Source organism: Allobosea minatitlanensis (genome assembly GCF_964020775.1).
The window spans coordinates 67,790-91,206 of sequence record NZ_OZ224509.1 but is presented as its reverse complement, the minus strand read 5'-3'; the positions used below and the strand labels follow the sequence as shown (position 1 = coordinate 91,206).

Sequence of the window (23,417 nt, the reverse complement as noted above, 5' to 3'; positions counted from 1 at the left end):
CTCAGCTCTCGACGAACTGCATCCGGTGCAGCCGCGCATAGGCGCCGTCGCGCGCCAGCAGATCCTCATGGCTGCCGGTCTCGACGATCTTGCCCTCGTCCATCACCACGATCAGGTCGGCCTCGCGGATGGTCGAGAGCCGGTGCGCGATGACCAGCGTGGTGCGGCCCTTCATCAGCGTCGCCAGCGCCTGCTGCACCAGGCGCTCCGATTCGGTGTCGAGCGCGCTCGTCGCCTCGTCGAGCAGCAGGATCGGCGCATCCTTCAGGATCGCGCGGGCGATCGCGATGCGCTGGCGCTCGCCGCCCGAGAGCTTGTGGCCGCGCTCGCCGACCGAGGCGCCGTAGCCGCCCGGCATCGCCATGATGAAGTCATGCGCCGCCGCCGCCTGCGCCGCCGCGACGATCTCGCTCTCGCTGGCGCCCGCCCGGCCGAAGGCGATATTGGCGCGCACCGTGTCGTCGAACAGCACGACATCCTGGCTGACCACGCCGATCTGGTGGCGCAGGCTCGCGAGCGAAACCTCGCGCAGATCCTGCCCGTCGATCTCGATGCGCCCCTCGCTCGGATCGTAGAGCCGCGGCACCAGCGCGAGCAAAGTCGACTTGCCCGAGCCCGAGCGGCCGACCAGCGCCGTCGTCCTGCCGCCCTGCGCCACGAGGTCGACGCCTTCCAGCGCGCGCTGGTCCTCGCGATAGCGGAAGCGCAGATGCCGGAAGGCGATCTCGCCGGAAGCGACGGCGAGCGTCTTCGCGCCGGGCCGGTCGACGATCAGCGGCTTCTCGTCGAGCAGCGCGTAGTAGCGCTTCAGCGAGGCGCCGGCCTCCTGCACGATGGCGTTGAGATTGCCGAGCGAGCGCAGCGGTTGGGCGGCGAGCAGCAGCGCCGAGACATAGCCGGTGAAATCGCCGACCGTGGAGGCGCCCGAGGTGATGCGCACGCCGATCGCGGCGAGAACCCCCGCGACGGCGATGCCGCCGCCCACTTCCAGCAGCGGGTCGAGCCGGCCGCGTGCATTGGCGGATTTCATCTTCAGCGCCCGGATCGTCTCGAAGGCGCTGGCCGCCCGCTGCTTGAGGTAGGGCTCGAGCGAATCGGTCTTGGCGACGCGCGCGCCCTGCAGGCTCTCGGTGACGAGGCTCGCCATGATGCCCGTCTGCTCCTGCTGGGAATTGGCCATGCGCCGGAGCTTCTTGCCGATCCGCCCGATCGGATGGGCGATCACCGGCGCGATCAGCAGCACGACCAGCGTCATCTGCCAGTCGATCCAGAACAGAGCGCCGATCAGCGCGATCGCCGTCACCACGTCGCGGATGGCGATGTTGACGATGCGCGTCAGCGCCTCCTTCACGAAGGTGAAGTCGGTGGTGAAGCGCTGGGTGAGGGAGGCCGGATTTTCCTTCTGGAGCTGGGCGAGGTCGGCGTCGATCAGGTGGCCGTAGAGCTCGGTCTGCATGTCGGCCTCGATCCGGCTGACAACGGTGTTGGTCATCACCGTCTGCGCCAGCAGCGAGAAGCCCTTGATGGCGGTGACGATGACCACCACGGTCGCGACCGCGTTGATGACGCCGATATCGTAGTTGATCGATTTCGAGACCAGCCGTTCCATGCGCCGCACGAAGCCGGTCGATTCGGCCGTCAGCGGGTCGGCGAAGGCGTCGAAGGCCGCCTTGATCAAGAGCGGATAGAAGCTCGTCGTCGCCGCGATGACCACGACCAGCGCCAGGATCATCGCCATCTGCGGCAGGTAGCGGCTGATCTGCTCGCGCCAGACGCGGGCGAAGAGCGCGAGGGTGTCGTCGGTGACGCGGCCGATCTTCATGGGCGGCGACGTAACATGGCGAATGGCGAGTGGCGAGTGGCTTCGCGCCACCCATTCGCCATTCGCCATTCGCTACTCGCCACTCGCCCACAGGGTCTTGCTCCCGACACGAAGCTGTCATCCCATGGGCGCAACGACTCAGGAGACTCCATGCCTTCCACCCCGCCGGCGCAGCCGGGCCAGAGCTTTGCCGAAATCGACACCCCTGCCCTGGTGCTGGATCTGGACGCCTTCGAGCGCAACCTCGTCGCCATGGCGGCTTTCAGCGAAGCGCGCGGCATCCGCCTGCGCCCCCACGCCAAGACGCATAAGAGCCCGGAGATCGCGCTGCGTCAGATCGCCCATGGCGCCGTCGGGCAGTGCTGCCAGAAGGTTTCGGAGGCGGAAATCCTCGTCGCCGGCGGCGTCGGCGACGTGCTGGTGACCAACGAGATCGCCAGCCCCGCCAAGCTCGACCGCCTCGCCATCCTCGCCCGCACCGCACGGATCGGCCTCTGCGTCGACCATCCCGACGGCGTGCGCGACGCGGCCGAGGCCGCCGCCCGCCACGACGTGGTGCTCGACGTCATGGTCGAGATCGATGTCGGCGGGCGCCGTTGCGGTGTCGCGCCGGGCGAAGCGGCGGTGCGCGTGGCCGAGGCGGTCGCGCGCTCGAACACGCTGCGCTTCGCCGGGCTCCAGGCCTATCACGGCGCCGCCCAGCACATGCGCTCGATCGACGAGCGCAGCGAGGCGATCGAGCGCGCCGGCCTCGCCGCGCGCAACACCGCCGAGCGCCTCGCCCAGGCCGGCCTCGAATGCCCGATCATCAGCGGCGCCGGCACCGGCACCTACGAGCTCGAGACGCAGTCGGGCATCTGGAACGAATTGCAGTGCGGCTCCTACATCTTCATGGATGCCGATTATGCCCGCAACCGCCAGGCCGACGGCTCGCCCTTCCGCAGCTTCGAGCACGCGCTCTTCATCCTCGCCGGCGTGATGAGCAAGCCGGTGCCGGACCGCGCCATCCTCGACGCGGGGCACAAGAGCGCGGCGGTCGATTCCGGCATGCCGGTGCCGTTCCAGCGCGAGGGCGCGATCTACACCAAGCCCTCCGACGAGCACGGCATCCTGACCGGCGACCCGATCGCCCTGCCGCATCGCGGCGACCGCGTGCTGCTGATCCCGGGCCATTGCGACCCGACCGTGAACCTGCACGACTGGTATGTCTGCGTGCGCGGCCTGCACGGCCCGGACGCCCATGTCGAGGCGGTCTGGCCGGTCGCGGCGCGCGGCGCCGTGACCTGAGCGCGGCCGCTCCCGGGTTTCGGGGCCGCGGACCGGCGAAGGCTCAGGGCCGCCAGCCCTCTTCCGCGGCCGGCGCCGTCTCCGCCTCTTCCTCGCGGCGCGCCTGCTCGACCACGGCGAAGAGCGCCCTGAGCGCGGCGTCGACGCCCTCGCCCGAGGCGGCCGAGAGGATGATCGGCATGCGCTTCGCCGCCCGCTTCAGGCGCGCCACCTGCTCCTTCAGCAGTTCCGGCGTCAGCGCATCGGCCTTGGAGAGCGCCACGATCTCGGGCTTCTCCGCCAGGCCTTCGCCATAGGCCTCCAGCTCCTCGCGCACGGTCTTGTAGGCCTTGCCCGCATGCTCGCTGGTGCCCTCGACCAGATGCAGCAGCACGCGGCAGCGCTCGATATGGCCGAGGAAGCGGTCGCCGAGGCCGTGGCCCTCATGCGCGCCCTCGATCAGCCCCGGAATATCCGCCAGCACCATCTCGTGCCCGTCGACGCGCACGACGCCGAGACCTGGATGCAGGGTCGTGAAGGGATAGTCCGCGATCTTGGGCTTGGCCGCCGTCACCGTCGCCAGGAAGGTCGACTTGCCGGCATTGGGCAAGCCGACCAGCCCCGCATCGGCGATCAGCTTGAGCCTGAGCCAGACCCAGCGCTCCTCGCCCGGCAGGCCGGGATTGGCGTGGCGCGGCGCCTGGTTGGTCGAGGTCTTGAAATAGGCGTTGCCGAAGCCGCCATTGCCGCCCTTGCACAGCACGAAGCGCTGGCCCGGCTCGGTCAGGTCGGCGATCCTGGTCTCACCGTCCTCGTCGAGGATCTCGGTGCCCGGCGGCACCTTCAGCACCACCGCCGGCGAATTGGCGCCGTGGCGGTCCTTGCCCATGCCGTGCTCGCCGGTCCTGGCCTTGAAATGCTGCCGGTAGCGATAGTCGATCAGCGTGTTCAGCCCCTGCACGCATTCGACGACGATGTCGCCGCCGCGCCCGCCATCGCCGCCATTGGGGCCGCCGAACTCGATGAATTTTTCGCGGCGGAAGGAGACGCAGCCGGCGCCGCCGTCACCCGCCTTCACATAGATCTTGGCCTGGTCGAGGAATTTCATGCCTGTCAGTCTTCAAAAATTCCGCCGTCATCCCGGACAAGCCGCGTCAGCGGCGCCGATCCGGGATCCAGGCCTGAACCGTTCCGGCATGGATCCCGGGTCTCCGCCACGCTACGCCCGGGATGACGCCAGAGGGGAATAGGGTTCCTTAGGCTTTAGGCCCATGCAGGCTGCCGGGCAATGCGTCACGTCACGCCGCCGCGCGGAAAGCGCTCATCTCCTCGCGCAGGGCATCCGCGAAGCGCTGCGCCGCCAGCCCCGGCCGCGGCGCCATCAGCAGGCCGACGGTGAGCTCGAACAGCGGCGGCAGCCCCTCCGCCGCGCCGAGGCGGCGCAGCGAGGGCGGCACCGCGCTCTCGGTGATCGCCGTGACGCAGAAACCGCCCTCCACCGCCGAGAGCACGCCGGAGGTGTGCGAGCAGGAGAACACCAGCCGATAGGGCTTGCCGGCGCCGTTGAGCGCCGCGAGGATGCGCGCGCGCGCCCGGCAGCCCTCGGAGAACAGGGCGAGCGGCAGCGTCTCCTGCAATTCCGGCCGATGCCCGCGCGCCGCCACCCAGATCATCGGCTCGCGCCGCAGCACCTCGCCCACCGGCCGGCTCGGATCCTGCGACACCACGGCGAGATCGAGCTCGCCCGCCTTGAGCGCCGGCTCGATCCATCGCGACAGGTCGCAATGCACCTCGAGCTCGACCTTGGGATGCTCCACCGCGAAGCGCGCGATCAGCGGCCTGAGATAGGCGTCCATATAGTCGTCGGGAACGCCGATGCGCAGCCGCCCGGACGGGGTCGCGCCGCCGAGATCGGCCAGCGCCTCGCGCTCGACCGCGAGCAGGCGCCTGGCATGGGCGATCAGGCGCTCGCCGGCATCGGTCGGCGTGACGCCGCGCCGCGAGCGCTCCAGCAGCTTGTGGCCGAGCTGGCGCTCCAGCTCCTGGATGCGCACCGAGATCGCCGATTGCGTGCGGCCGAGCCGCGCGCTCGCCGCGGTGAAGCCGCCGGCCTCGGCGACCGCGACCAGCATGCCGAGCGCGGCGAGGTCGAAATGACCGTTCATCAGGGAGCCTCCGCGAGACGCAGATCGTCCATCGATTTTAAGAATGGCTGAATCAATATAATCCGTTTTTCCAATGCCAGAAAGCGCTCTATAGCAGCGCGGAAGCGGCAGGCCGGCCGATGCGGGAGGGCGAAGGAAGCTCTCCGGGTCAGGCCGCCGGCGCAGAAGCTGTCGACCATGTCCGCTCCCGCCATTCCCGTCCGCCCGGCCTCGCCGGCCTTCGCCATGTTCGCCGCGCTGCTCGCGGGCGCGACCTTCATCGGCTTCTCCGGCATCTTCGTGCGCCTCGGCGATGTCGGCCCGGCCGCCGCCGGCTTCTGGCGGATGGTCTTCGCCATGCCCGTCCTGTTCGCCTGGACCGCGTTCGAGCGGCGCGGGCCCTCCCGCCGGAAGCCGCTGCGCGGCGGCGCCTTCGGCGCGATCGCGCTGGCCGGGCTGGCCTTCGGCGTCGATGTCGCGCTCTATAACGGCTCGCTCGGCTACACCACGATCGCCAACGCCTCGCTGCTCGGCAATCTCGCCCCGGTCGGCGTCGTTCTCGGCGGCTGGCTGTTCCTCGGCGACAGGCCGTCTCGCCGCATTCTCGGCGCGCTGATGCTGGCGATCGCCGGCGCGCTCCTGCTGGTGCTGCCGAAATTCACCGGCAACCCCGCCGCATCCGGCAATCTGTTCGGCGATTCCCTCGCCTTCGGCGCGGCGATGTCCTACGCCGCCTATATCCTCGCCGTCGGCCGGGCGCGCCACCATGCCGATGCCGGTCTGGTCAGCCTGATCTCCAGCCTCGTCTGCGCCGCCTTCTGCCTGCTCGCCGCGCTGGCCCTGCGCGAGCAGATCCTGCCGGCGAGCTTGCAGGGCTGGCTCGCGGTGATCGGTCTCGGCCTCGTCTCGCACGCGCTCGGCCAGGGCCTGATCACGCTCGCGCTCGGCAGCTACGGCGCCGGAGCCGCCTCGCTGGTCATGGTCTGGCCGGCTTTGGTCAGCGTGCTCGCCGCCTGGGCGATCTTCGGCGAACAGCCGACGCCGCTGCAGACCTTCGGCGGCGTCGCCATCCTGGCGGCGGTGCTGATGGTGCGGCGCGGCTGAAAGGCCGGCGCCCGGCCCTCGCTCACTCCGCCGCGAGCCGCGGCATCTTGCGGCCCATCGCCTCCGCCGTCGCGGCGCCCGGCGTGGCGTGCTCGGCCTCGTGGATCGGCTCCCAGGTGCTTTCGTCCTCGGCCTTGCTGAAGAAGCGGCCGAACAGGCGCCCGACGAGCTGCGAGAGATCGTCCATCACCGCATAGAAGGACGGCACGAAGACGAGCGAGAGCACCGTCGAGACGATCAGCCCGCCGATCACCGCGATCGCCATCGGCGCGCGGAACTCGCCGCCGTCGCCGACGCCATAGGCCGAGGGCATCATGCCCGCCGCCATGGCGATGGTCGTCATCAGGATCGGGCGGGCCCGCTTGCGGCCGGCCTCGAGCAGCGCCGTCATCCGGTCCTTGCCGCGGCCGACCTCCTCCACCGCGAAATCGACCAGCATGATCGCGTTCTTGGTGACGATGCCCATCAGCATCAGCAGCCCGATATAGACCGGCATCGAGACGGCGTTGTGCGTCGCGAGCAGCGCGATCACCACGCCGCCGAAGGAGAGCGGCAGCGAGAGCAGGATGGTGATCGGCTGGAAGACCGAGCCGAACAGCAGGATCAGCACCGCCAGCACCAGCATCAGGCCGGTCGTCATCGCGGTGATGAAGCCGTCGACGACCTCGCCCTGGATCTCGGCATCGCCGGTCGCGGCGACGCGGACGCCGGCCGGCAGCCCGACCTCCTTGACGATCTCCTCGAACACGTCCTGCGCCGTTCCGAGCTCGAAGCCGCGCTTCAGGTCGGCGCCGATCTGGGCGCGGCGCAGCCGGTCGTAGCGGTCGATCGAGCTCGGGCCCTCGCCGAAGCCGACATCGGCGACGGCGGTGAGCGGGATCGAGACGCCGCTGGCATTGGTGACGCGCAGCGCCGCTATGTTGCGCATATCGGTGCGCGCCGCCTCGTCGAGCTGCACCCGGATCGGCACCTGTCGGTCGCCGGCGTTGAACTTGGCGAGGTTGGCGCCGACATCGCCGATGGTCGCGACGCGCACGGCTTCCGAGATCGCCTCCGGCGTGACGCCGAGATTGGCGGCCTCCTCCAGCTTCGGCGTGACGCGCAGCTCCGGCCGGCTCAGCGAGCCGGCGGTCGCGACGTTGAGATAACCGTCGACCTGGCGCATCCGCGCCTCGATCTTCGCCACCGCCGCGTCGAGCGCATCGCCGTCCTTGGAGAGAAGCGAGAAGGCCATCTCGCGCTCGCCGCGCTCGTTGACGTACCAGGCACGGACATCGGGCACGCTGGCGAGCTTGTCCGCGATGGTGACCTTGAGCTCCTTCTGCCGGATATCGCGCTCAGCCTTGGGTTTGAGCAGGATGAAGACGGCGGCGCGCCGCACCTCGCGCTGGCCCGTCGGCGAGGAGCCGCCGAGCACGAAGACGTCGCGCACCTCGGGGATGGTCTCCAGCGCGTCGACGATGCGGTCGGTGGTGGCGGCGGTGTCGTCGAGCGTGGCGCCCGGCGGCAATTCGACCGAGGCGACGACGCGCGAGGTGTCCTCGTCCGGGACAAAGCCGGTCGGCAGGAGCTGCGTCGCCTGGATCGAGCCGAACAGGAAGAGGAAGCCGATGATCAGCGTCGCATAGGCCGTGTTGAACGGCAGCGTCCGCCACCCGCCCGAGCCGTCGAAGCGCGGGAAGAACGGGATGCGCCGCCGCTTCAGCGTACTCTTCAGCAGCCCGACATAGGCGCCCATGATGGCGCCGTCCCTGGCGTCGGCATGTTTCACCGGCCGCATCAGATAGGCGGCCATCATCGGCGTGATCAGCCGCGCCACCAAAAGCGAGAACAGCACGGCGACCGCGACGGTCAGGCCGAACTGGCGGAAATACTGCCCGGCGATGCCGCCCATGAAGGAGACCGGCGCGAAGATCGCGACGATGGTCAGCGTGATCGCGATGACGGCGAGCCCGATCTCGTCGGCCGCCTCCATCGCGGCGCGATAGGGCGATTTGCCCATCTTCATGTGCCGGACGATGTTCTCGATCTCGACGATCGCATCATCGACCAGGATGCCGGTGACCAGCGTGATGCCGAGCAGGCTGACGAGGTTGAGCGAGAAGCCCATCAGCTCCATCGCCCAGAAGGTCGGGATGGCCGAGAGCGGCAGCGCGATCGCGGTGATCAGCGTGGCGCGCCAGTTGCGCAGGAACAGGAAGACGACGATGACGGCGAGCGCCGCGCCCTCCAGCAGCGTCTCCATCGCCGCCTTGTAGTTGCCGTGGGTATAGGCGACGGCGTCGTCGATCGGCGTGATCCTGATGTCGGGATAGCGCTTGTTGAGCTCGTCGATGCGCTGCTGCACGACCTCCTTCACCGAAAGCTCGCTCGAGCCCTTCGAGCGGAACACGGCGAAGGTGACGACCGGGTTCTTGTTGAGGCGGCCGAAGGCGCGCGGCTCGGAATTGGAATCCTCGACGCGGCCGAGATCCTTCAGCCGGACCTCGCGGCCGCCGCTGAGCGTGATCTTGGTCTCGGCCAGATCGGCGACCGTCTTCGCGCCGGCGAGCGTGCGGATCGCCTGCTCCTGTCCGCCGACCTCGCCGCGCCCGCCGGCGAGGTCGACATTGGTCGCCCGCACCTGCCGGTTGACCTCGCCGGCGGTGATGCCGAGCGCCAGCAGCCGGTCGGGATCGAGTGAGATCCGGATCTCACGATCGACGCCACCATAGCGCTCGACCCGGCCGACGCCCTTGAGCCCCTGCAATTCGCGCGCGATGACATCGTCGACATGCCAGGAGAGCTGCTCCAGCGTCATGCCGGGCGAGGCTGCGCCATAGGTCAGGATCGACTGGCCCTCGACATCGATGCGCTGGATCACCGGCTCGTCGATGGTGAGCGGCAGATCGGCCCGGATCTTGGCGATGGCGTCCTTGACGTCGTTGACGGCGCGATCGGTGTTGGTTTCGAGCCGGAACTCGATCAGCGTCAGCGACTGGCCGTCGGTCAGCGTCGAGGTGACGTGCTTGACGCCGGGAACATTGGCGACCGAATCCTCGACGCGCTTGGTGACCTGGCTCTCGAGCTCCGCCGGGGCGGCGCCCGACTGCGTCACCGTCACCGAGATCAGCGGGATGTCGATGTTCGGGAAGCGCGTCACCGGCAGCTTCGAGAAGGCGAGCAGGCCGAGCACGCACAGCACGACGAAGAGCAGGATCGCGGGAACCGGCTTTCGGATCGACCAGGCGGAGAAATTGATGCGCATCGCCCGGCCCGTCAGTTCATCGCGACCGGCGTGATCAGGTCGCCGTCGCGCACGAAGGTGCCGGCGCGCGCCACCACCGTCTCGCCCGCGGCAAGTCCCGTGGCGATCTCGGCCCGCCCGCCGCCGCTGAGGCCGAGCGTGACCTTGCGGGTCGCGATCTTGCCGTCCTTGACGGTCTGCACCGTCGGCCCGCTGCGCGTATAGGTGATGGCCGAGAGCGGCAGCGTCACCGCGTGCTTGCGGCCGGTCTCGATGGTGCCGCGCGCGAAGGAACCGATCGCGACGGGCGGATTGCCGTCGAGCGCGACCCGCACGCGGCCGAGCCGCGAGGCCTTGTCGACCTCCGGCGCGATCAGGCGGATCGTGCCCTTGAGCGCCTCCTTGGCGCCGGCCGGCATCACCGCGACCGGCTGGCCGGGCTTCAGCGACGGAATATCGACCTCGGCGACCTGCGCCTCCAGCTCGACGGCGCCGTCGGCGATGATCCGGTAGAGCGGCTCCGAGGTGGGCAGCATGCTCGCCGTCGCGCCGAGCTTGGCCGTGCGGCGGCTGACGATGCCGCCCTGCGGCGCCTTGATCTCGGTGCGCGCCAGCCTGACCTCGATATCGCGGCCCTGCGCCTTGGCCAGAGCGAGATCGGCCGTGGCGATGGCGAGCGCCTGGCGGGCGGAATTGGCGCGGGCCTGGGCCGAACGGGCGGCGGCGGCGCGCTGGTCATAGGTCTCGGCGCTGGCATTGCCGCTGTCGCGCAGCGATTTCGTCCGGTCGAAGGCGTTGTTGGCCTGCACCAGATTGGCGTCGGCCTCGGCGATCTGGGCGTTGGCCTGGGCGATGGCGGCTTCGGAGCGGGCGATCTGGGCGTCGTTCTGGGCCTTCTGCACGTCGAGGCTGGTGCGGTCGAGGCGGGCGAGCACCTGGCCCTGCGCCACCCGGTCGCCTTCCTCGGCGAGGATCGCGACGATCGACAGCCCGTCGACCTGCGGCGAGACCAGCACCTCCTCGCGCGCGATCATCGAGCCGGCGACGAGGACGCTCTGGACGATCTCGGTCGTCCTGGCTTCGGTGACCGTCACCGACGGTCCCGCGGCCGCGGGCTCGGCCAGGGCCGGTCCCGCCGCAACCGCGATGACGGCCGCCGGCGGCAGCGCGCCGGCGACGGGGAGGAAGAGCTTCGTCAGCGCGGCCGCAACGGCGAGGCGGCGTCCGAGGCTGGGCGCGCGGGTCACGACTGCGTCTCCGTGGCGGGCGCCGCGGCGGCCGGAAGCGGCATGGCGCGCGCCAGAGCGCGCATGCTGCGGAACAGGACCTCGCCGCCGGCTACGGCGTCGAAATCCGGCTCGATGGCCCGGCGGCAGTAGAAGCCGTCGGCCATCATCGAGATCGCCAGCAGGAAGCGCTGCTCGTCGAGATCGGCCGGAAGCTCGCCGTTCCGCTTGGCTTCCGCCAGCGCGGCAATCAGCCCTCCGATCAGGGTTTCCTCGATCCCGGCGCACATCCGCGCCATCTCCTCGTTGCGGGCTGCTTCCGCCCAGATCTGCAGGGCGATCACCGCCTTGTCGCGGGGCTGGCGGATGAGATGCTTGCGACCGATCTCCTCGAGCTGGTCGAGCAGCGCCCCGCGGCTCGGGCAGAGCGCGGCGAAATCGGCGGCGATGGTGGTGCGGTCGCGCTCCGCCATGCCGGCGATGATCGCGTTCTTGGAGCTGAAATAGCGGTAGAGATTGCCCGGGCTCATCCCGGCCGCCGCGGCCACGTCCTGCATCGTCGCGGCATGGAAGCCGGCCCGCGCGAAGACCTCCTCGGCGGCGTCGAGGATGCGGATATGGCGCTCCGAGAGCGTGGTTTCGGGCTGTATGGCGGCGGCGGATGACGACATGGGCGGCCCGAAACGAGAATGAACGTTCATTTTCATCGCAAGCGATTGTGGCGAGGTCAAGGAAGCGCCTCCGTCGCGGCCCGGCCCCTTCGCCGCGCCGGATGCGCGAAAGCCGCAGCCGTCAGGCAGTCCGAACCGGAAGGCCACGCATAAATCGCTTGCTTCGTTCCGTCTGGAACTTCATGCTGACCGTGTCCGCCACGACTGCGCGCCCCTGCCGGTGGACCGCGCGCAAGCGAGCCCGACGCTGGTGATGAACGACCACGCCTTTCCTCCCCCCTCGGCCCGCTGCGCCCGCCCCCTCGCCGGGGCCGCCCCGGCCCGGCCGCCGAAGCCCGTCCTGATCGTGCTCCATCAGGAGCATTCGAGCCCCGGCCGCGTCGGCCGGCTGCTCCAGGCGCGCGGCCATGCCCTCGACATCCGCAAGCCGCGCTTCGGCGACGCGCTGCCCGGGACGATGCGCGACCATGCCGGCGCCGTGATCTTCGGCGGCCCGATGGGCGCCAACGACCCCGATGATTTCATCAAGGCCGAGATCGACTGGATCGGCACCTGCCTGAAGGAGGATGCGCCCTTCCTCGGCATCTGCCTGGGCGCGCAGATGCTGGCGAAGCATATGGGCGCGCGGGTCTACACCCATGGCGAAGGCCGGGCCGAGGTCGGCTATTACCCGCTCGCGGTGACCGAGGCCGGCCGGAACCATGCCGAGTCCGCCGGCTTCGTCTGGCCCGAGACGGTCTATCAATGGCACCGCGACGGCTTCGACTGCCCGGCGGGAGCCGAATGCCTCGCCACCGGCGGCGACTTCCCGACGCAGGCGATCCGCGCCGCCTCGCGCGTCTACGGCATCCAGTTCCACCCCGAGGTCACGCCCGCGATGATGTATCGCTGGTCGGTGCGCGGCCATGAACGCACCCTGATGCCCGGCGCCCAGCTCGGCCACACCCATGTCCCGGGCTGGTTCCTGCACGACCCGGCGATCCGGCTCTGGCTCGACGCCTTTCTCGACCACTGGCTGCAGCAGCCGGCCGATACCGCCACGGAGCCTCTGTGACCCGCACAGCCCTCGTCCTCGGCGCCGGCATGCTCGGCGTCTCCTGCGCGCTCGCGCTCCAGAAGCGCGGCATCGCCGTCACCCTGATCGACCGCAGGGAGCCCGGCAGCGAGACCTCCTATGGCAATGCCGGCGTCCTCGCCAGCTCCTCGATCGTGCCGCTCAACAATCCCTCGCTCTACGCCAGGATCGCCGGCTATCTCGGCAACCGCGACGCCGCGCTCAACCTGAGCTGGCGCCGCGCCCTGACCCGCCCGGGCTGGCTGCTGCGCTTCCTCTGGGAGGCTCGCCCCTCGCAGGCGGCCGCCCGCATCGCCGCGCTCCAGGCGCTGACCGAAAGCACGGTCCCGCGCCATCGCGCCCTGATGGCCGAGGCGGGCGTGAGCCACCGCCTGCGCGAGAACGGCACGCTGAAGCTCTGGCGCAGCGAGGCCGGCCATGCGGCCGCGCAGGCCGAGCACGATTTCCTCAGGCGCCACGGCATCGCCTCGCAGATCCTCGACCGGCAGGGCATCTCGGCGGTCGAGCCGGGCCTGAACCCGATCTTCCCGGTCGGGCTCCTGATTCCGTCCGTCGGCTCGGTCGATTCCCCCGGCGCCGTCACCGCCGCCTATGCCGCCCTCTTCGTCGCGCGCGGCGGGCGCATCGAGCAGGCCGAGGTGACCGGCCTTGCCCGGCGGGGCGCGGTTTGGCAGGCGAGCACGGCGGCAGGCGCCTTCGCGGCCGATATCGCGGTGGTCGCGCTCGGCCCCTGGAGCGGCGACCTGCTCAAGCCGCTCGGGCTCGATCCCTGGCTCGACGTCGAGCGCGGCTATCACCGCCACCTGCGGCCGCAGGACGGCGCGCGGCTGGCGCGGCCCGTCTACGATGTCGACGGCGCCTATTACATGGCGCCGATGGAGCAGGGCCACCGCATCACCAGCGGCGTCGACCTCTCCTTCCGCGACGCGCCCGACGACCACCGCCAGATCGACAGCGCCACGGCCTCGGCCCGCGAGGCGTTTCCGCTCGGCGAGGTCGTTGGGGAGACCTGGCGCGGGGCGCGGCCGACCTTGCCGGATTCCTTGCCGATGATCGGCGAGGCGCCGCGCAATCCCGGCCTCTGGCTGGCCTTCGGCAGCCAGCATATCGGCTTCTCGACCGGCCCGATCACCGGCGAGATGATCGCCGCCATGGTCTGCGGCGAGGAACCGCCGATCGACCCGACGCCGTTCCGGCCGGGGCGGTATATTCGTTGATGTCAGGTGTCATCCCGCACGCGCTGCGGCACGAAGTGCTGCTGCGCAGATGCGGGACCGTCATCAGAAAAGGCGCCTTCTTGTCATACGGTCCCGTGCCTGCGCCGCGGCATTCCCATGCCGCAGCGCGCACGGGATGGCACCTTCATCATCAGACCTGGCGCGCCACCATCATCTTCTTGACTTCCGCGATCGCCTTGGCCGGGTTCAGGCCCTTCGGGCAGGCATTCGCGCAGTTCATGATGGTGTGGCAGCGATAGAGCCGGAACGGGTCTTCCAGATTGTCCAGCCGCTCGCCGGTCGCCTCGTCGCGCGAGTCGATCAGCCAGCGATAGGCCTGGAGCAGCGCGGCCGGGCCGAGATAGCGGTCGCCGTTCCACCAGTAGCTCGGGCAGGAGGTCGAGCAGCAGGCGCAGAGGATGCACTCATAGAGCCCGTCGAGCTTCTCGCGGTCGTCCTTGGCCTGGCGCCACTCCTTCTCGGGGGCCGGCGTCGTGGTCTGGAGCCAGGGCTCGATCGAGGCGTGCTGGGCGTAGAAGCGCGTCAGGTCCGGAACGAGGTCCTTGACCACCGGCATGTGCGGCAGCGGGTAGATCGTGACCCGGCCCGCAGCCTTGCCGGTGCCGCTGCACTCGTCGATGCCGGTGGTGCAGGCCAGCGCGTTCTTGCCGTCGAGATTCATCGCGCAGGAACCGCAGATGCCCTCGCGGCAGGAGCGGCGGAAGGTCAGCGTCGGGTCGACCTTGTTCTTGATCCAGATCAGCGCGTCCAGAACCATCGGCCCGCAATCGTCGCGGTCGACGTAATAGGTGTCGGTGCGCGGATTGGCGGTGTCGTCCGGGTTCCAGCGATAGATCTTGAACTCGGTGACGTTCTTGGCGTTGGCCGGCTTCGGCCAGGCCTTGCCCTCGGTCAGGCGGGAGTTCTTCGGAAGATTGAATTCAGCCATCGCAAGAGTCCTCAGTACACCCGCGCCTTGGGCTTGATGTACTCGATGTCGTTGGACATCGTGTAGGTGTGCACCGGCCGGTCATCGAGCGTGACCGTGCGCTTCTCGTCGTCGATCCAGGACAGGGTGTGCTTCATCCAGTCCTTGTCGTCGCGGTTCGGATAGTCCTCGCGGGCATGGGCGCCGCGGCTTTCCGGCCGGTTCAGCGCCGAATCCATGGTGACGACGGCCTGGGTGATCAGGTTGTCGAATTCCAGCGTCTCGACGAGGTCGGAGTTCCAGATCAGCGAGCGGTCGCGGGTGCCGATATCGGCGATGCCGGCCCAGACCTCGTGGATGAGCTTGGAGCCTTCGGCGAGCGTGTCGCCCTCGCGATAGACGGCGCAGTTGTTCTGCATCGTCCGCTGCATGCGGTCGCGCAGCACCGCGGTCGGCGTGCCGCCCGAGGCGTTGCGGTACTTGTCGAGGCGGGTCAGCGCGAGGTCGGAGGAGCCCTTCGGCAGCTCCGGCTGCTTCTCGCCGGCCGTCACCGTCTCGGCGCAGCGCAGCCCGGCGGCCCGGCCGAAGACGACGAGGTCGATTAGCGAGTTGGAGCCGAGTCGATTGGCGCCGTGCACCGAGACGCAGGCCGCCTCGCCGAGCGCCATCAGGCCCGGCACCACCGTGTCCGGATCGCCGCCGACCTTGGTCAGCACCTCGCCGTGGAAGTTCGTCGGGATGCCGCCCATGTTGTAATGCACCGTCGGCAGCACCGGGATCGGCTCGCGCGTCACGTCGACGCCGGCGAAGATCTTGGCGCTCTCCGAGATGCCCGGCAGGCGCTCATGCAGGATCTTCGGATCCAGATGGTCGAGATGCAGGTAGATGTGGTCCTTGTTCTTGCCGACGCCGCGGCCGGCCCGGATCTCCATCGTCATCGAGCGCGAGACGACGTCGCGCGAGGCGAGGTCCTTGGCCGAGGGGGCATAGCGCTCCATGAAGCGCTCGCCCTCGGAGTTGGTCAGGTAGCCGCCCTCGCCGCGCGCGCCTTCGGTGATCAGGCAGCCGGCGCCGTAGATGCCGGTCGGGTGGAACTGCACGAACTCCATGTCCTGCAGCGGCAGGCCGGCGCGCAGCACCATGCCGCCGCCGTCCCCGGTGCAGGTATGGGCCGAGGTCGCGGAGAAATAGGCGCGGCCGTAGCCGCCGGTCGCCAGGATCGTCTGCTGGGCGCGGAAGCGGTGCAGCGTGCCGTCATCGAGCTTGAGCGCGATCACGCCGCGGCAATGGCCTTCCTCGTCCATGATCAGGTCGATGGCGAAGAACTCGATGAAGAACTCGGTGTTGTAGCGCAGTGCCTGGCCGTAGAGCGTGTGCAGCATGGCGTGGCCGGTGCGGTCGGCGGCGGCGCAGGTGCGCTGGGCCGGCGGCCCCTCGCCGAACTCGGTGGTCATGCCGCCGAAGGGGCGCTGGTAGATCCTGCCGTCCTCGGTGCGCGAGAAGGGCACGCCCCAATGCTCCAGCTCGTAGACCGCGGCCGGCGCGTTGCGCACCAGATATTCGATGGCGTCCTGGTCGCCGAGCCAGTCCGACCCCTTGACGGTGTCGTACATGTGCCACTGCCAGGTGTCCTTGCCCATGTTGCCGAGCGAGGCGGCGACGCCGCCCTGGGCCGCGACGGTGTGCGAGCGGGTCGGGAAGACCTTGGTGATGCAGGCGGTGCGCAGGCCGGCCTGCGAGCAGCCGACCGTGGCGCGCAGCCCGGCGCCGCCGGCGCCGACGACGACCACGTCGAAGGTGTGGTCGGTGATGGGATAGGCGGTGCCGGTATAGGCCGGGACCGGACGGGATTTTGTGATCGCCATCGGATCAGCCTCCAAAAGACAGCTTCAGCACCGCGTAGACGCTGGCCGCGCCGACCGCGATGGCGAAGAAGGTGTTGGCCATGACGGCGAGAATCTTCATCCCCTCCTCATGGACATAGTCCTCGATGATGACCTGCATGCCGAGCCGCATATGGATGCAGGCGGAGAGGATGAAGAGCAGCATCAGGATGGCGACGAGCGGGTGCGACAGCAGCGCGATCGCGGCCGGGTAGGGCTTCCCGACGAGCGCCACGACGATGAAGACGAAGATCACCGTCAGGATGAGGTTGGCGACGGCGGTCAGCCGCTGCAGCCAGAAATGCCCGGTGCCGGACTTGGCGGAGCCGAGGCCGCGGACGCGGCCGAGCGGGGTGCGCATCGAGGAGTTGGATTGCATCGCAGGTCTCCTCAGCGGGTCGCCAGCACGACGACCCAGATCAGGATCGTCAGCGCCGCCGAGATGACGAGGGTGAACTTGGCCATGGCCATGCGCGTCTGCGGCTCGTAGCCCTTGCCCATGTCCCAGACGAAATGGCGCAGCCCCCCGACCATGTGGTGCATCAGCGAGAAGCTGTAGAGGAAGAGCACGAGCCGGCCGAGGATGGAGCCGGCGATCCACTGCGCCGTGTCGAAGGCGGCGGGGCCGGAGGCGGCGGCGACGAGCCAGGCGGCGATCAGAACCGTGCCGAGATAGAGCCCGGTCCCGGTGACGCGGTGGGCGACGGACATCGCCATCGTCCAGGACCAGCGATAGATCTGCAGATGCGGCGAAAGCGGGCGAGCTGCGGGCTTGACCTCGGCCAATATCATTCTCCGATCAAGCGGCCCGTCGGACGGCGGCGGACCCATTTGGGATCATTCTAGAGTGACTGGTTCTCTAGCGAAACCATCCCCGCGCTGCAATGCGGCATGCGCGGAACAAAGTTACAGATTCTGAAATTCGTCATTTTATCGGAAAAGCCGGACCGGGCGGCAGCGCCCGGCCGTCGCGTCCGGAAATCGTCCCGGCCGCATCCTGCACGCCTTGCATGCGGGCACGAGCCGCGCAAGGCAAGCCCCGAATGGCCGGGCGCCGGAACCGGAGCGGGGCGGCCTCGCCGCCCGCCCCGGAATCGCGGCGCATGCCGGCCTCCCGCTGAGGTCATGCGCGGTGGCGGCAACCGGCGCCGCCCGGCGCCGATCCCGGATCGCGATGATGCGAGCGCCCTCGCCCCGCCGGCCGCGGCACGTTCACCCCGCGATCGCGGCGAGCTTCGCCAGATCGACATTCGCCCCGCAGACCAGCACGCCGAGGCGCTCGCCCTTCGCCGGCCTGTAGGCGCCGCTCGCCAGGGCGGCGAAGGCCGCCGCCCCGCCCGGCTCGACGGCCAGGCGCATATCGCGCCAGAGCGCCGCCTGCGCCGCCGTGATCGCCGCATCCGGCACCAGCGCGACGTGGTCGACCGTGCCGTTGCAGGCCTCGTAGACGAGCCCGCCGACATTGCGCGCGCCGAGCGAGTCGGCGGCGACCGAGGCGACATTGACCTCGACCGGCCCCTTCGCCTCCAGCGCCGCCTGCAGGGCGCGCGAGCCTTCCGGCTCGACGCCGACGACCTTGACCTTGCTGCCGGCGAACCAGCTCGCGATGCCCGAGATCAGCCCGCCGCCCCCGACCGCGACGAGGACCGTATCGAGATCGGACTCCTGGAGATCCCATTCGCGGCCGAGCGTCCCCTGCCCGGCGATCGTCTCCTTCGCGGCGAAGGGATGGATCTTGAGCGCGCCGGTCTCGGCGACGAAACGGTCGCAGGCCGCCTGGGCGTCGTCATATTGCGCGCCGCCGACCACGACCTCCGCGCCGAAGCGGCGGATCGCCTCGATCTTGGCCGCCGGCGAGATCTCAGGGACGAAGATCGTCGCCTTCACGCCGCGCTTCATCGCGGCATAGGCGACCGCGGCGCCATGATTGCCGCCCGACGCGGCGGAGACTCCCGCCGCCGGGACCGCGAGCGAAAGCAGGTTGTTGAAGGCGCCGCGCGTCTTGAACGAGCCGGCATGCTGCAGGCATTCGAGCTTGAGCGAGACATCCGCCGCCGTGCCGAGCGCCCCGGGCCCCAGCCGCATCACGGGGGTGACCCGGGCCTGGCCGGCGATGCGGGCGGCCGCCTCCTCGATCATCGGGCGGGTGACGGGGCGTTCGCTCATGGCTCGGTCCTGTGTCGGCCGCGGCGCGGACGAAAAGGTCCAGATCGCGACGGGCAGCCCGTGGCTATCGCGTCCCGGCGGATCGGGGAAGGGCTTTCCGCGCCCGGCGGCAATGTGCCGGGCGACGACCAGCGCGGCCAGCGCATCGAGCAGGTCGTCGGCCGCCGCCCCGCGCGGCGGGCGCGCATCTACGGCCGCCGGCGCGATTCCGGCCGCCCGCAAAAGGGCCTGCCGCTCGGCCATGCCCGCCGGATTGACCACGCCCCCGATCTTCTTCGGATGGGCGAGCGGCTCGCCCTTCATCGTCCGGAAGGCCAGTTCGGGATGGACCTCGAAGACCCGCTCGCGCCATGCCGGCTCCGCCCGCAGCAGCGCATCGATCTCGCGGATCTTCGGGAAAAGGTGGAAGCCCTGCTTGGAGACCTTCCGGGGCGGCTGCGAATGGGCGAGCGCCAGCGCGCAGGCCTGCGCGTAATCGCCAGCCTCCACGGCCCGGCGCGCGGGGATCGAGAACACCGAGGATTGCCGCTCGCCCAGCAATGCCCGCACCGCCTGCTCCGGCCCGCGCCCGGAGCCCGTCACCCGGTCCGGCAATCCGATCGGCATGTCGACGGCGAGGAGAGCGGGCACGATCTCGCCCGCGAACAGATCGGCGAAGCGCGCCGCCACGCGGATCAGCGGCACTTCGCCTTCCGTCGCCGCGATGGCCGCGATCCAGCCCGCCTTGCAGCCGTCGACCCCGGCCAACCACACCATGCCCCGCCTCCTCCGCCCGCGCCGCGCTGGCCTCGCCCCCGCATTCGGCTATTCTGCGCCGCCGCGGGAAGCCGGCCCCGCCAGGAGAGACCATGACCGACATCCGCCCCCGCCGCAGCGCCCTCTATATGCCCGGATCGAATGCCCGCGCGCTGGAAAAAGCACGCGAGATCGCGGCCAACGTCCTGATCCTCGACCTCGAGGACGCCGTCGCCCCGGACGCCAAGGCGATGGCGCGCGCGCAGGTCTGTGCCGCCGTGACGGCCGGAGGCTATGGCCGGCGCGAACTCGTCATCCGCGTCAACGGTGCCGACACGCCCTGGTTCGCCGAGGACCTCGCCGCGGCGGCGCAGGCGCGGCCGCAGGCGATCCTGATCCCGAAAGTCTCGGCGCCGGACACGCTGCACGCGATCGGCGGGCGATTGACCGGCCTCGGGGCCGATCCCGCCATCGCGCTCTGGGCGATGGTCGAGACGCCGCTCGCCATCCTCGACGCCGAGCGCATCGCCCGCGCCGCGCGCGACCCGGCCACCCGGCTCGCCTGCTTCGTCATGGGCACCAACGACCTCGCCAAGGAGACCCGCGCGCGCTTCGTGCCGGGCCGCGCGACCATGCTGCCCTGGCTGACCGGCGCGCTGCTCGCCGCCCGCGCCCATGGCATCGACATCCTCGACGGCGTCTACAACGACATCCGGGACGAGGCCGGCTTCCGCGCCGAATGCGAGCAGGGGCGCGATCTCGGCTTCGACGGCAAGACCCTGATCCATCCCGCGCAGGTCGGGCCGGCGAACGCGGCTTTCGCGCCCGACGCAACGGAGCTGGAGCGGGCGCGGGCGATCATCGCCGCCTTCGACTTGCCTGAGAATGCGGGCAAGGGCGCGATCCAGCTCGACGGCCGCATGGTCGAGCTGCTCCATGCGGAGATGGCGCGCCGCACCGTGGCGCTGGCGGAAGCGATCACAGCCTGAAATGAAAAGGGCCGCCCATGGCGCGGCCCTCAACCCTGGTCGGGGTTCGGAACGCCGCTCAGCCTTTGGCGGCCTTGGCCCGATCGATCGCCTCGACGATCAGCTTCTTGGCCATGGCGGCATCGCCCCAGCCCTTGAGCTTGACCCATTTGCCGGGCTCGAGGTCCTTGTAATGCTCGAAGAAGTGCTGGATCTGGTCGAGCGTGATCTTCGGCAGGTCGGTGTAGTCGTGGACGTGCTCATAGCGCTTGGTCAGCTTCGGCACCGGCACGGCGAGGATCTTCTCGTCGCCGCCGCTCTCATCCTCCATCAGCATCACGCCGATCGGCCTGACCGCGATATAGGAGCCGGGCACGAGCGGGCGCGTATTGGCGACGAGCACGTCGCAGGGGTCGCCGTCTTCCGAGAGCGTATGCGGGATGAAGCCGTAATTCCCCGGATAGCGCATCGGCGTATAGAGGAAGCGGTCGACGAAGAGCGTTCCGGCCTCCTTGTCCATCTCGTACTTGATCGGCTCGCCGCCGATCGCCACCTCGATCACAACATTGACTTCTTCGGGCGGGTTCTTGCCGATAGAGATGGCGTCGATGCGCATGGTGGAGCCTGTCGCTTGGATATTTTGCCGGGCCTTATGCAAGTTCGCGGCGAAAAGTCCAACCCCTTCCGGCATCGCGGGCCATCAGACGATTTGCGCATGGGCGCCGCCGCTGCTATCGGGCGCCCCATGAACAGCCCCGAGACCAGGCCGTGCTGAGCCGCCTGCGCCCCGATGAAGAACGCTATGCCCGCCGCATGGCCCGCATCGCCCGCTGGGACCGGCCGATCGAGGGCCGCGGCCAGCGCCTGCGCGCCTGGGCCAACATGCTGCTGGTCGACCATGGCATCTTCCGGCTCGCCTATCTCAACGCCCATCGCGTCACGCCGCGGCTCTGGCGCTCGGCCCAGCCGGCGCCGGGCCAGATCGCGGCCTTCGCCCGCAAGGGCGTCAAAACCATCGTCAACCTGCGCGGCGGGCGCGAGCACGGCTCCTGGCCGCTCCAGAAGGAGGCCTGCGAGCGCCACGGCATCGCCCTGGTCGATTTCGTGCTGCGCTCGCGCGGCGCGCCGGAGCGCGAGACCATCCTCGGCGCCAAGGCCTTCTTCGAGAGCCTTCGGGAGCCGGCGCTGGTCCATTGCAAATCGGGAGCCGACCGCGCCGGCTTCTTCTCGGCGCTCTATCTGCTGATCCGCGAGGAGCGCCCGCTCGACGAGGCGATGCGCCAGCTTTCGCTGCGCTACGGCCATTTCCGCTTCGCCAAGACCGGCATTCTCGACGCCTTCTTCGAGGCCTATCGCCGCGAGGGCGAAGCCCGCGGCATCGCCTTCCTCGACTGGGTCGCGACAGCTTACGATCCGGCCCGCCTCGAGCGGGAGTTCAAGCCCGGCCTGCTCTCCTCGCTGATCGCGGACAGGCTCATCCGCCGCGAATAGCTCAGGGCTTCGCGGCGGAGGCCGCGAGCGCGTCGTCGGCATGGCTCTCGGCCTCGCCGAGATGCAGCCAGATGAAGGCCACATAGAGCAGCATCCGGCCGATGGAGACCAGTCCGATCGCATAGAGCAGCGCCGGCGTCAGCGCGCCGTGCCAGAGCATCACGCCGAGCATCCCGGCGAGCGCGAGCGCATTGATCAGCACCTGCCACAGGGGCTGGCGCGAGAGGCTCGCGATTTCCTGCAGCGGCCCGACCAGGGCGATCCCGCAATAGAACAGGCTCATGATGGCGACGACGTCGCCGACCCCGCTCCATTGCGATCCGTCGAGGAAGCTGTCGCCGACCGAGCCGACGAGCGCGATCGCCGCGAACAGGACCGCGGAAGCCGCGACGAGCCCCAGCATCATCACCCGCACCCAGAAGCGCCGGCGCATGCCGGCATAGCCGCGCAGCCGGTTCAGCGCGAGCGGGATCGAGACCGTGCCGAACATCTGGGTCGGCATGTCGAGCAGGCGCATCGCCAGCGCGACATGCGCCGCCAGCAGCGCGTTGGAGGCATAGGGCAGCGCCAGAATCGGGGCGATGCTGAAGCCATAGGCGAGGAGCGCCGCCGGCAGCAGGGCGCGCGGCGCATCGCGCCAGCGGTGGCCTGCCGCCACGAGGCTCCCGACGCTCCAGGCGCCGGGCTCGACCAGGGGCAGGAGCGGGCGGAAGCGGCGGCGCAGCAGATAGAGCGCGGCCAGGACATGGCCGCAGGCATCGGCCATGAAGAGCGCCAGCGCCTTCGGCCCGAACAGGCCGATCAGGACGAGCATGAGCACCGGCTGGACCAGCGCCTGCACGACGTTGCTGTTGCCGATGGCGCGGAAATCGCCTTCGGCGGTCGCCTCGGCCCAGATCAGGCGCAGCACGGAACGGGCGGCCAGCGAAACCAGAAAGAGGAATGCGACCGCCGGGGCGACCCAGCCCGCCAGCGCCAGCCCGGCCAGGACGAGCGCGCAGATCACGAGAAAGGCGGCACCGACTGCTGCGGCGAGCCGAAAGGCCAGGCCCAGGCGAACCGGATCGCTGCTCCGGAAGAACACGGCCTCGAGCCTGAGCAAGGAGGCGGTCGAAACAAAATTGACGGCGGCGGAGAACACCGCGAAGGCGGCGAAGACGGCAGGCGGGCATAGCGCCGCCGCGACCACCAGCCCCCAGACCGAGATCAGCCGCGCCTGCACGAAGCGCATGCCCAGCAGGATCGCGGAGCCGAGGCTCGAGCGCAGGATCGGCGCCCGCGCCGCGACGAAGCGCCGGCCCGCGGCCAGCGACAGAGACGGCCGGCTCGGTGGGAACGTCGCCCTTTCCATGACGACATGCGCGGCCATATCGACATCCACGGCTGGAGCATCGGGCAAGCCGGCCTCGCGCGCGGCCGCATGCCCATGCTGATGGGTGCGATCGGCCGACATCACGAGAACGCGGCTCTCAGGCGGTCAGGCTGCGCCTTTATG

At 69.8% G+C, this 23,417-nt stretch carries 20 protein-coding genes; 6 read left to right on the top strand and 14 right to left on the bottom strand.

What is annotated here, in order from left to right:
* Position 1 precedes the first annotated feature (1 nt).
* On the bottom strand, positions 2 to 1,822 hold the full coding sequence (locus ACWH43_RS00500) for an ABC transporter ATP-binding protein (RefSeq protein WP_158443471.1): 1,821 nt from the start codon (positions 1,820 to 1,822) through the stop codon (positions 2 to 4).
* Between the two features lie 150 nt (positions 1,823 to 1,972).
* Here ACWH43_RS00500 and ACWH43_RS00495 point away from each other — a divergent pair, with 150 nt between their 5' ends.
* Positions 1,973 to 3,109, top strand: a complete 1,137-nt coding sequence (locus ACWH43_RS00495; RefSeq protein ID WP_158443470.1) for a DSD1 family PLP-dependent enzyme — start codon at positions 1,973 to 1,975, stop codon at positions 3,107 to 3,109.
* A 43-nt stretch (positions 3,110 to 3,152) separates the two neighbouring features.
* Here the strand turns inward: ACWH43_RS00495 and obgE are convergent, their stop codons facing one another.
* The 3 genes from obgE to ACWH43_RS00480 all read right to left on the bottom strand — a co-directional run bounded on the left by obgE (position 3,153) and on the right by ACWH43_RS00480 (position 5,432).
* On the bottom strand, positions 3,153 to 4,196 hold the full coding sequence (obgE, locus tag ACWH43_RS00490; RefSeq protein WP_158443469.1) for a GTPase ObgE: 1,044 nt from the start codon (positions 4,194 to 4,196) through the stop codon (positions 3,153 to 3,155).
* A 190-nt stretch (positions 4,197 to 4,386) separates the two neighbouring features.
* Entirely contained in the window at positions 4,387 to 5,253 is an 867-nt protein-coding gene (locus tag ACWH43_RS00485; RefSeq protein WP_158448152.1) for a LysR family transcriptional regulator, read from the bottom strand.
* Positions 5,253 to 5,432, bottom strand: a complete 180-nt coding sequence (locus ACWH43_RS00480) for a hypothetical protein (protein WP_158447058.1) — start codon at positions 5,430 to 5,432, stop codon at positions 5,253 to 5,255. Before ACWH43_RS00480 ends, ACWH43_RS00485 begins: the two co-directional genes overlap by 1 nt.
* On the opposite strand from ACWH43_RS00480, the gene ACWH43_RS00475 reads away from it, so the two are divergent.
* A complete protein-coding gene (locus tag ACWH43_RS00475; RefSeq protein ID WP_158447057.1) occupies positions 5,431 to 6,336 on the top strand; it encodes a DMT family transporter in 906 nt (301 codons plus the stop codon). The genes ACWH43_RS00480 and ACWH43_RS00475 overlap by 2 nt on opposite strands.
* Positions 6,337 to 6,358: 22 nt before the next feature.
* On the opposite strand, the gene ACWH43_RS00470 is transcribed toward ACWH43_RS00475, so the two are convergent.
* Genes ACWH43_RS00470 through ACWH43_RS00460 form a run of 3 tightly spaced genes read right to left on the bottom strand, consistent with a single transcriptional unit; the run spans position 6,359 to position 11,459 of the window.
* Positions 6,359 to 9,583, bottom strand: coding sequence for an efflux RND transporter permease subunit (locus ACWH43_RS00470; protein WP_158447056.1), 3,225 nt, complete (start codon positions 9,581 to 9,583; stop codon positions 6,359 to 6,361).
* A gap of 11 nt (positions 9,584 to 9,594) precedes the next feature.
* The gene (locus ACWH43_RS00465; protein WP_158447055.1) at positions 9,595 to 10,809 is read right to left on the bottom strand and encodes an efflux RND transporter periplasmic adaptor subunit; all 1,215 of its coding nucleotides are present in this window, start codon (positions 10,807 to 10,809) and stop codon (positions 9,595 to 9,597) included.
* Positions 10,806 to 11,459: a TetR/AcrR family transcriptional regulator gene (locus ACWH43_RS00460; RefSeq protein ID WP_260348248.1), complete on the bottom strand. Its 654-nt coding sequence runs from the start codon at positions 11,457 to 11,459 to the stop codon at positions 10,806 to 10,808. Before ACWH43_RS00460 ends, ACWH43_RS00465 begins: the two co-directional genes overlap by 4 nt.
* A 253-nt stretch (positions 11,460 to 11,712) precedes the next feature.
* Between ACWH43_RS00460 and ACWH43_RS00455 the strand changes: the two genes are divergently transcribed.
* Both ACWH43_RS00455 and ACWH43_RS00450 read left to right on the top strand, forming a co-directional pair.
* Positions 11,713 to 12,513: a glutamine amidotransferase gene (locus tag ACWH43_RS00455; protein WP_158471814.1), complete on the top strand. Its 801-nt coding sequence runs from the start codon at positions 11,713 to 11,715 to the stop codon at positions 12,511 to 12,513.
* The gene (locus ACWH43_RS00450) at positions 12,510 to 13,751 is read left to right on the top strand and encodes an NAD(P)/FAD-dependent oxidoreductase (protein ID WP_158446655.1); all 1,242 of its coding nucleotides are present in this window, start codon (positions 12,510 to 12,512) and stop codon (positions 13,749 to 13,751) included. The genes ACWH43_RS00455 and ACWH43_RS00450 overlap by 4 nt, the downstream gene beginning before the upstream one ends.
* 151 nt (positions 13,752 to 13,902) lie before the next feature.
* Here ACWH43_RS00450 and ACWH43_RS00445 read toward each other — a convergent pair whose 3' ends face one another.
* The 5 genes from ACWH43_RS00445 to ACWH43_RS00425 all read right to left on the bottom strand — a co-directional run bounded on the left by ACWH43_RS00445 (position 13,903) and on the right by ACWH43_RS00425 (position 19,484).
* A complete protein-coding gene (locus ACWH43_RS00445; RefSeq protein WP_158446654.1) occupies positions 13,903 to 14,700 on the bottom strand; it encodes a succinate dehydrogenase iron-sulfur subunit in 798 nt (265 codons plus the stop codon).
* A gap of 11 nt (positions 14,701 to 14,711) precedes the next feature.
* The gene (sdhA, locus tag ACWH43_RS00440) at positions 14,712 to 16,544 is read right to left on the bottom strand and encodes a succinate dehydrogenase flavoprotein subunit (RefSeq protein WP_158446653.1); all 1,833 of its coding nucleotides are present in this window, start codon (positions 16,542 to 16,544) and stop codon (positions 14,712 to 14,714) included.
* Positions 16,545 to 16,548: 4 nt separating this feature from the next.
* Complete coding sequence (gene sdhD / locus ACWH43_RS00435; protein WP_260348250.1) at positions 16,549 to 16,941, bottom strand: succinate dehydrogenase, hydrophobic membrane anchor protein; 393 nt, start codon at positions 16,939 to 16,941, stop codon at positions 16,549 to 16,551.
* An 11-nt stretch (positions 16,942 to 16,952) separates the two neighbouring features.
* Positions 16,953 to 17,354 (bottom strand): succinate dehydrogenase, cytochrome b556 subunit, encoded by a 402-nt coding sequence (gene sdhC / locus ACWH43_RS00430; protein WP_260348251.1) that lies wholly within the window; start codon positions 17,352 to 17,354, stop codon positions 16,953 to 16,955.
* Positions 17,355 to 17,774: 420 nt separating this feature from the next.
* Positions 17,775 to 19,484 (bottom strand): serine/threonine dehydratase, encoded by a 1,710-nt coding sequence (locus ACWH43_RS00425; RefSeq protein WP_311734805.1) that lies wholly within the window; start codon positions 19,482 to 19,484, stop codon positions 17,775 to 17,777.
* Positions 19,485 to 19,576: 92 nt separating this feature from the next.
* On the opposite strand from ACWH43_RS00425, the gene ACWH43_RS00420 reads away from it, so the two are divergent.
* Positions 19,577 to 20,452, top strand: a complete 876-nt coding sequence (locus ACWH43_RS00420) for an HpcH/HpaI aldolase/citrate lyase family protein (RefSeq protein ID WP_448153388.1) — start codon at positions 19,577 to 19,579, stop codon at positions 20,450 to 20,452.
* 58 nt (positions 20,453 to 20,510) lie between these two features.
* On the opposite strand, the gene ppa is transcribed toward ACWH43_RS00420, so the two are convergent.
* Positions 20,511 to 21,047: an inorganic diphosphatase gene (gene ppa / locus ACWH43_RS00415; RefSeq protein WP_158446650.1), complete on the bottom strand. Its 537-nt coding sequence runs from the start codon at positions 21,045 to 21,047 to the stop codon at positions 20,511 to 20,513.
* A gap of 152 nt (positions 21,048 to 21,199) precedes the next feature.
* Between ppa and ACWH43_RS00410 the strand changes: the two genes are divergently transcribed.
* Positions 21,200 to 21,922, top strand: coding sequence for a fused DSP-PTPase phosphatase/NAD kinase-like protein (locus tag ACWH43_RS00410; RefSeq protein ID WP_260348252.1), 723 nt, complete (start codon positions 21,200 to 21,202; stop codon positions 21,920 to 21,922).
* A gap of 1 nt (position 21,923) precedes the next feature.
* Here the strand turns inward: ACWH43_RS00410 and ACWH43_RS00405 are convergent, their stop codons facing one another.
* Positions 21,924 to 23,291 (bottom strand): hypothetical protein, encoded by a 1,368-nt coding sequence (locus ACWH43_RS00405; RefSeq protein ID WP_158446649.1) that lies wholly within the window; start codon positions 23,289 to 23,291, stop codon positions 21,924 to 21,926.
* Positions 23,292 to 23,417: the final 126 nt, after the last annotated feature.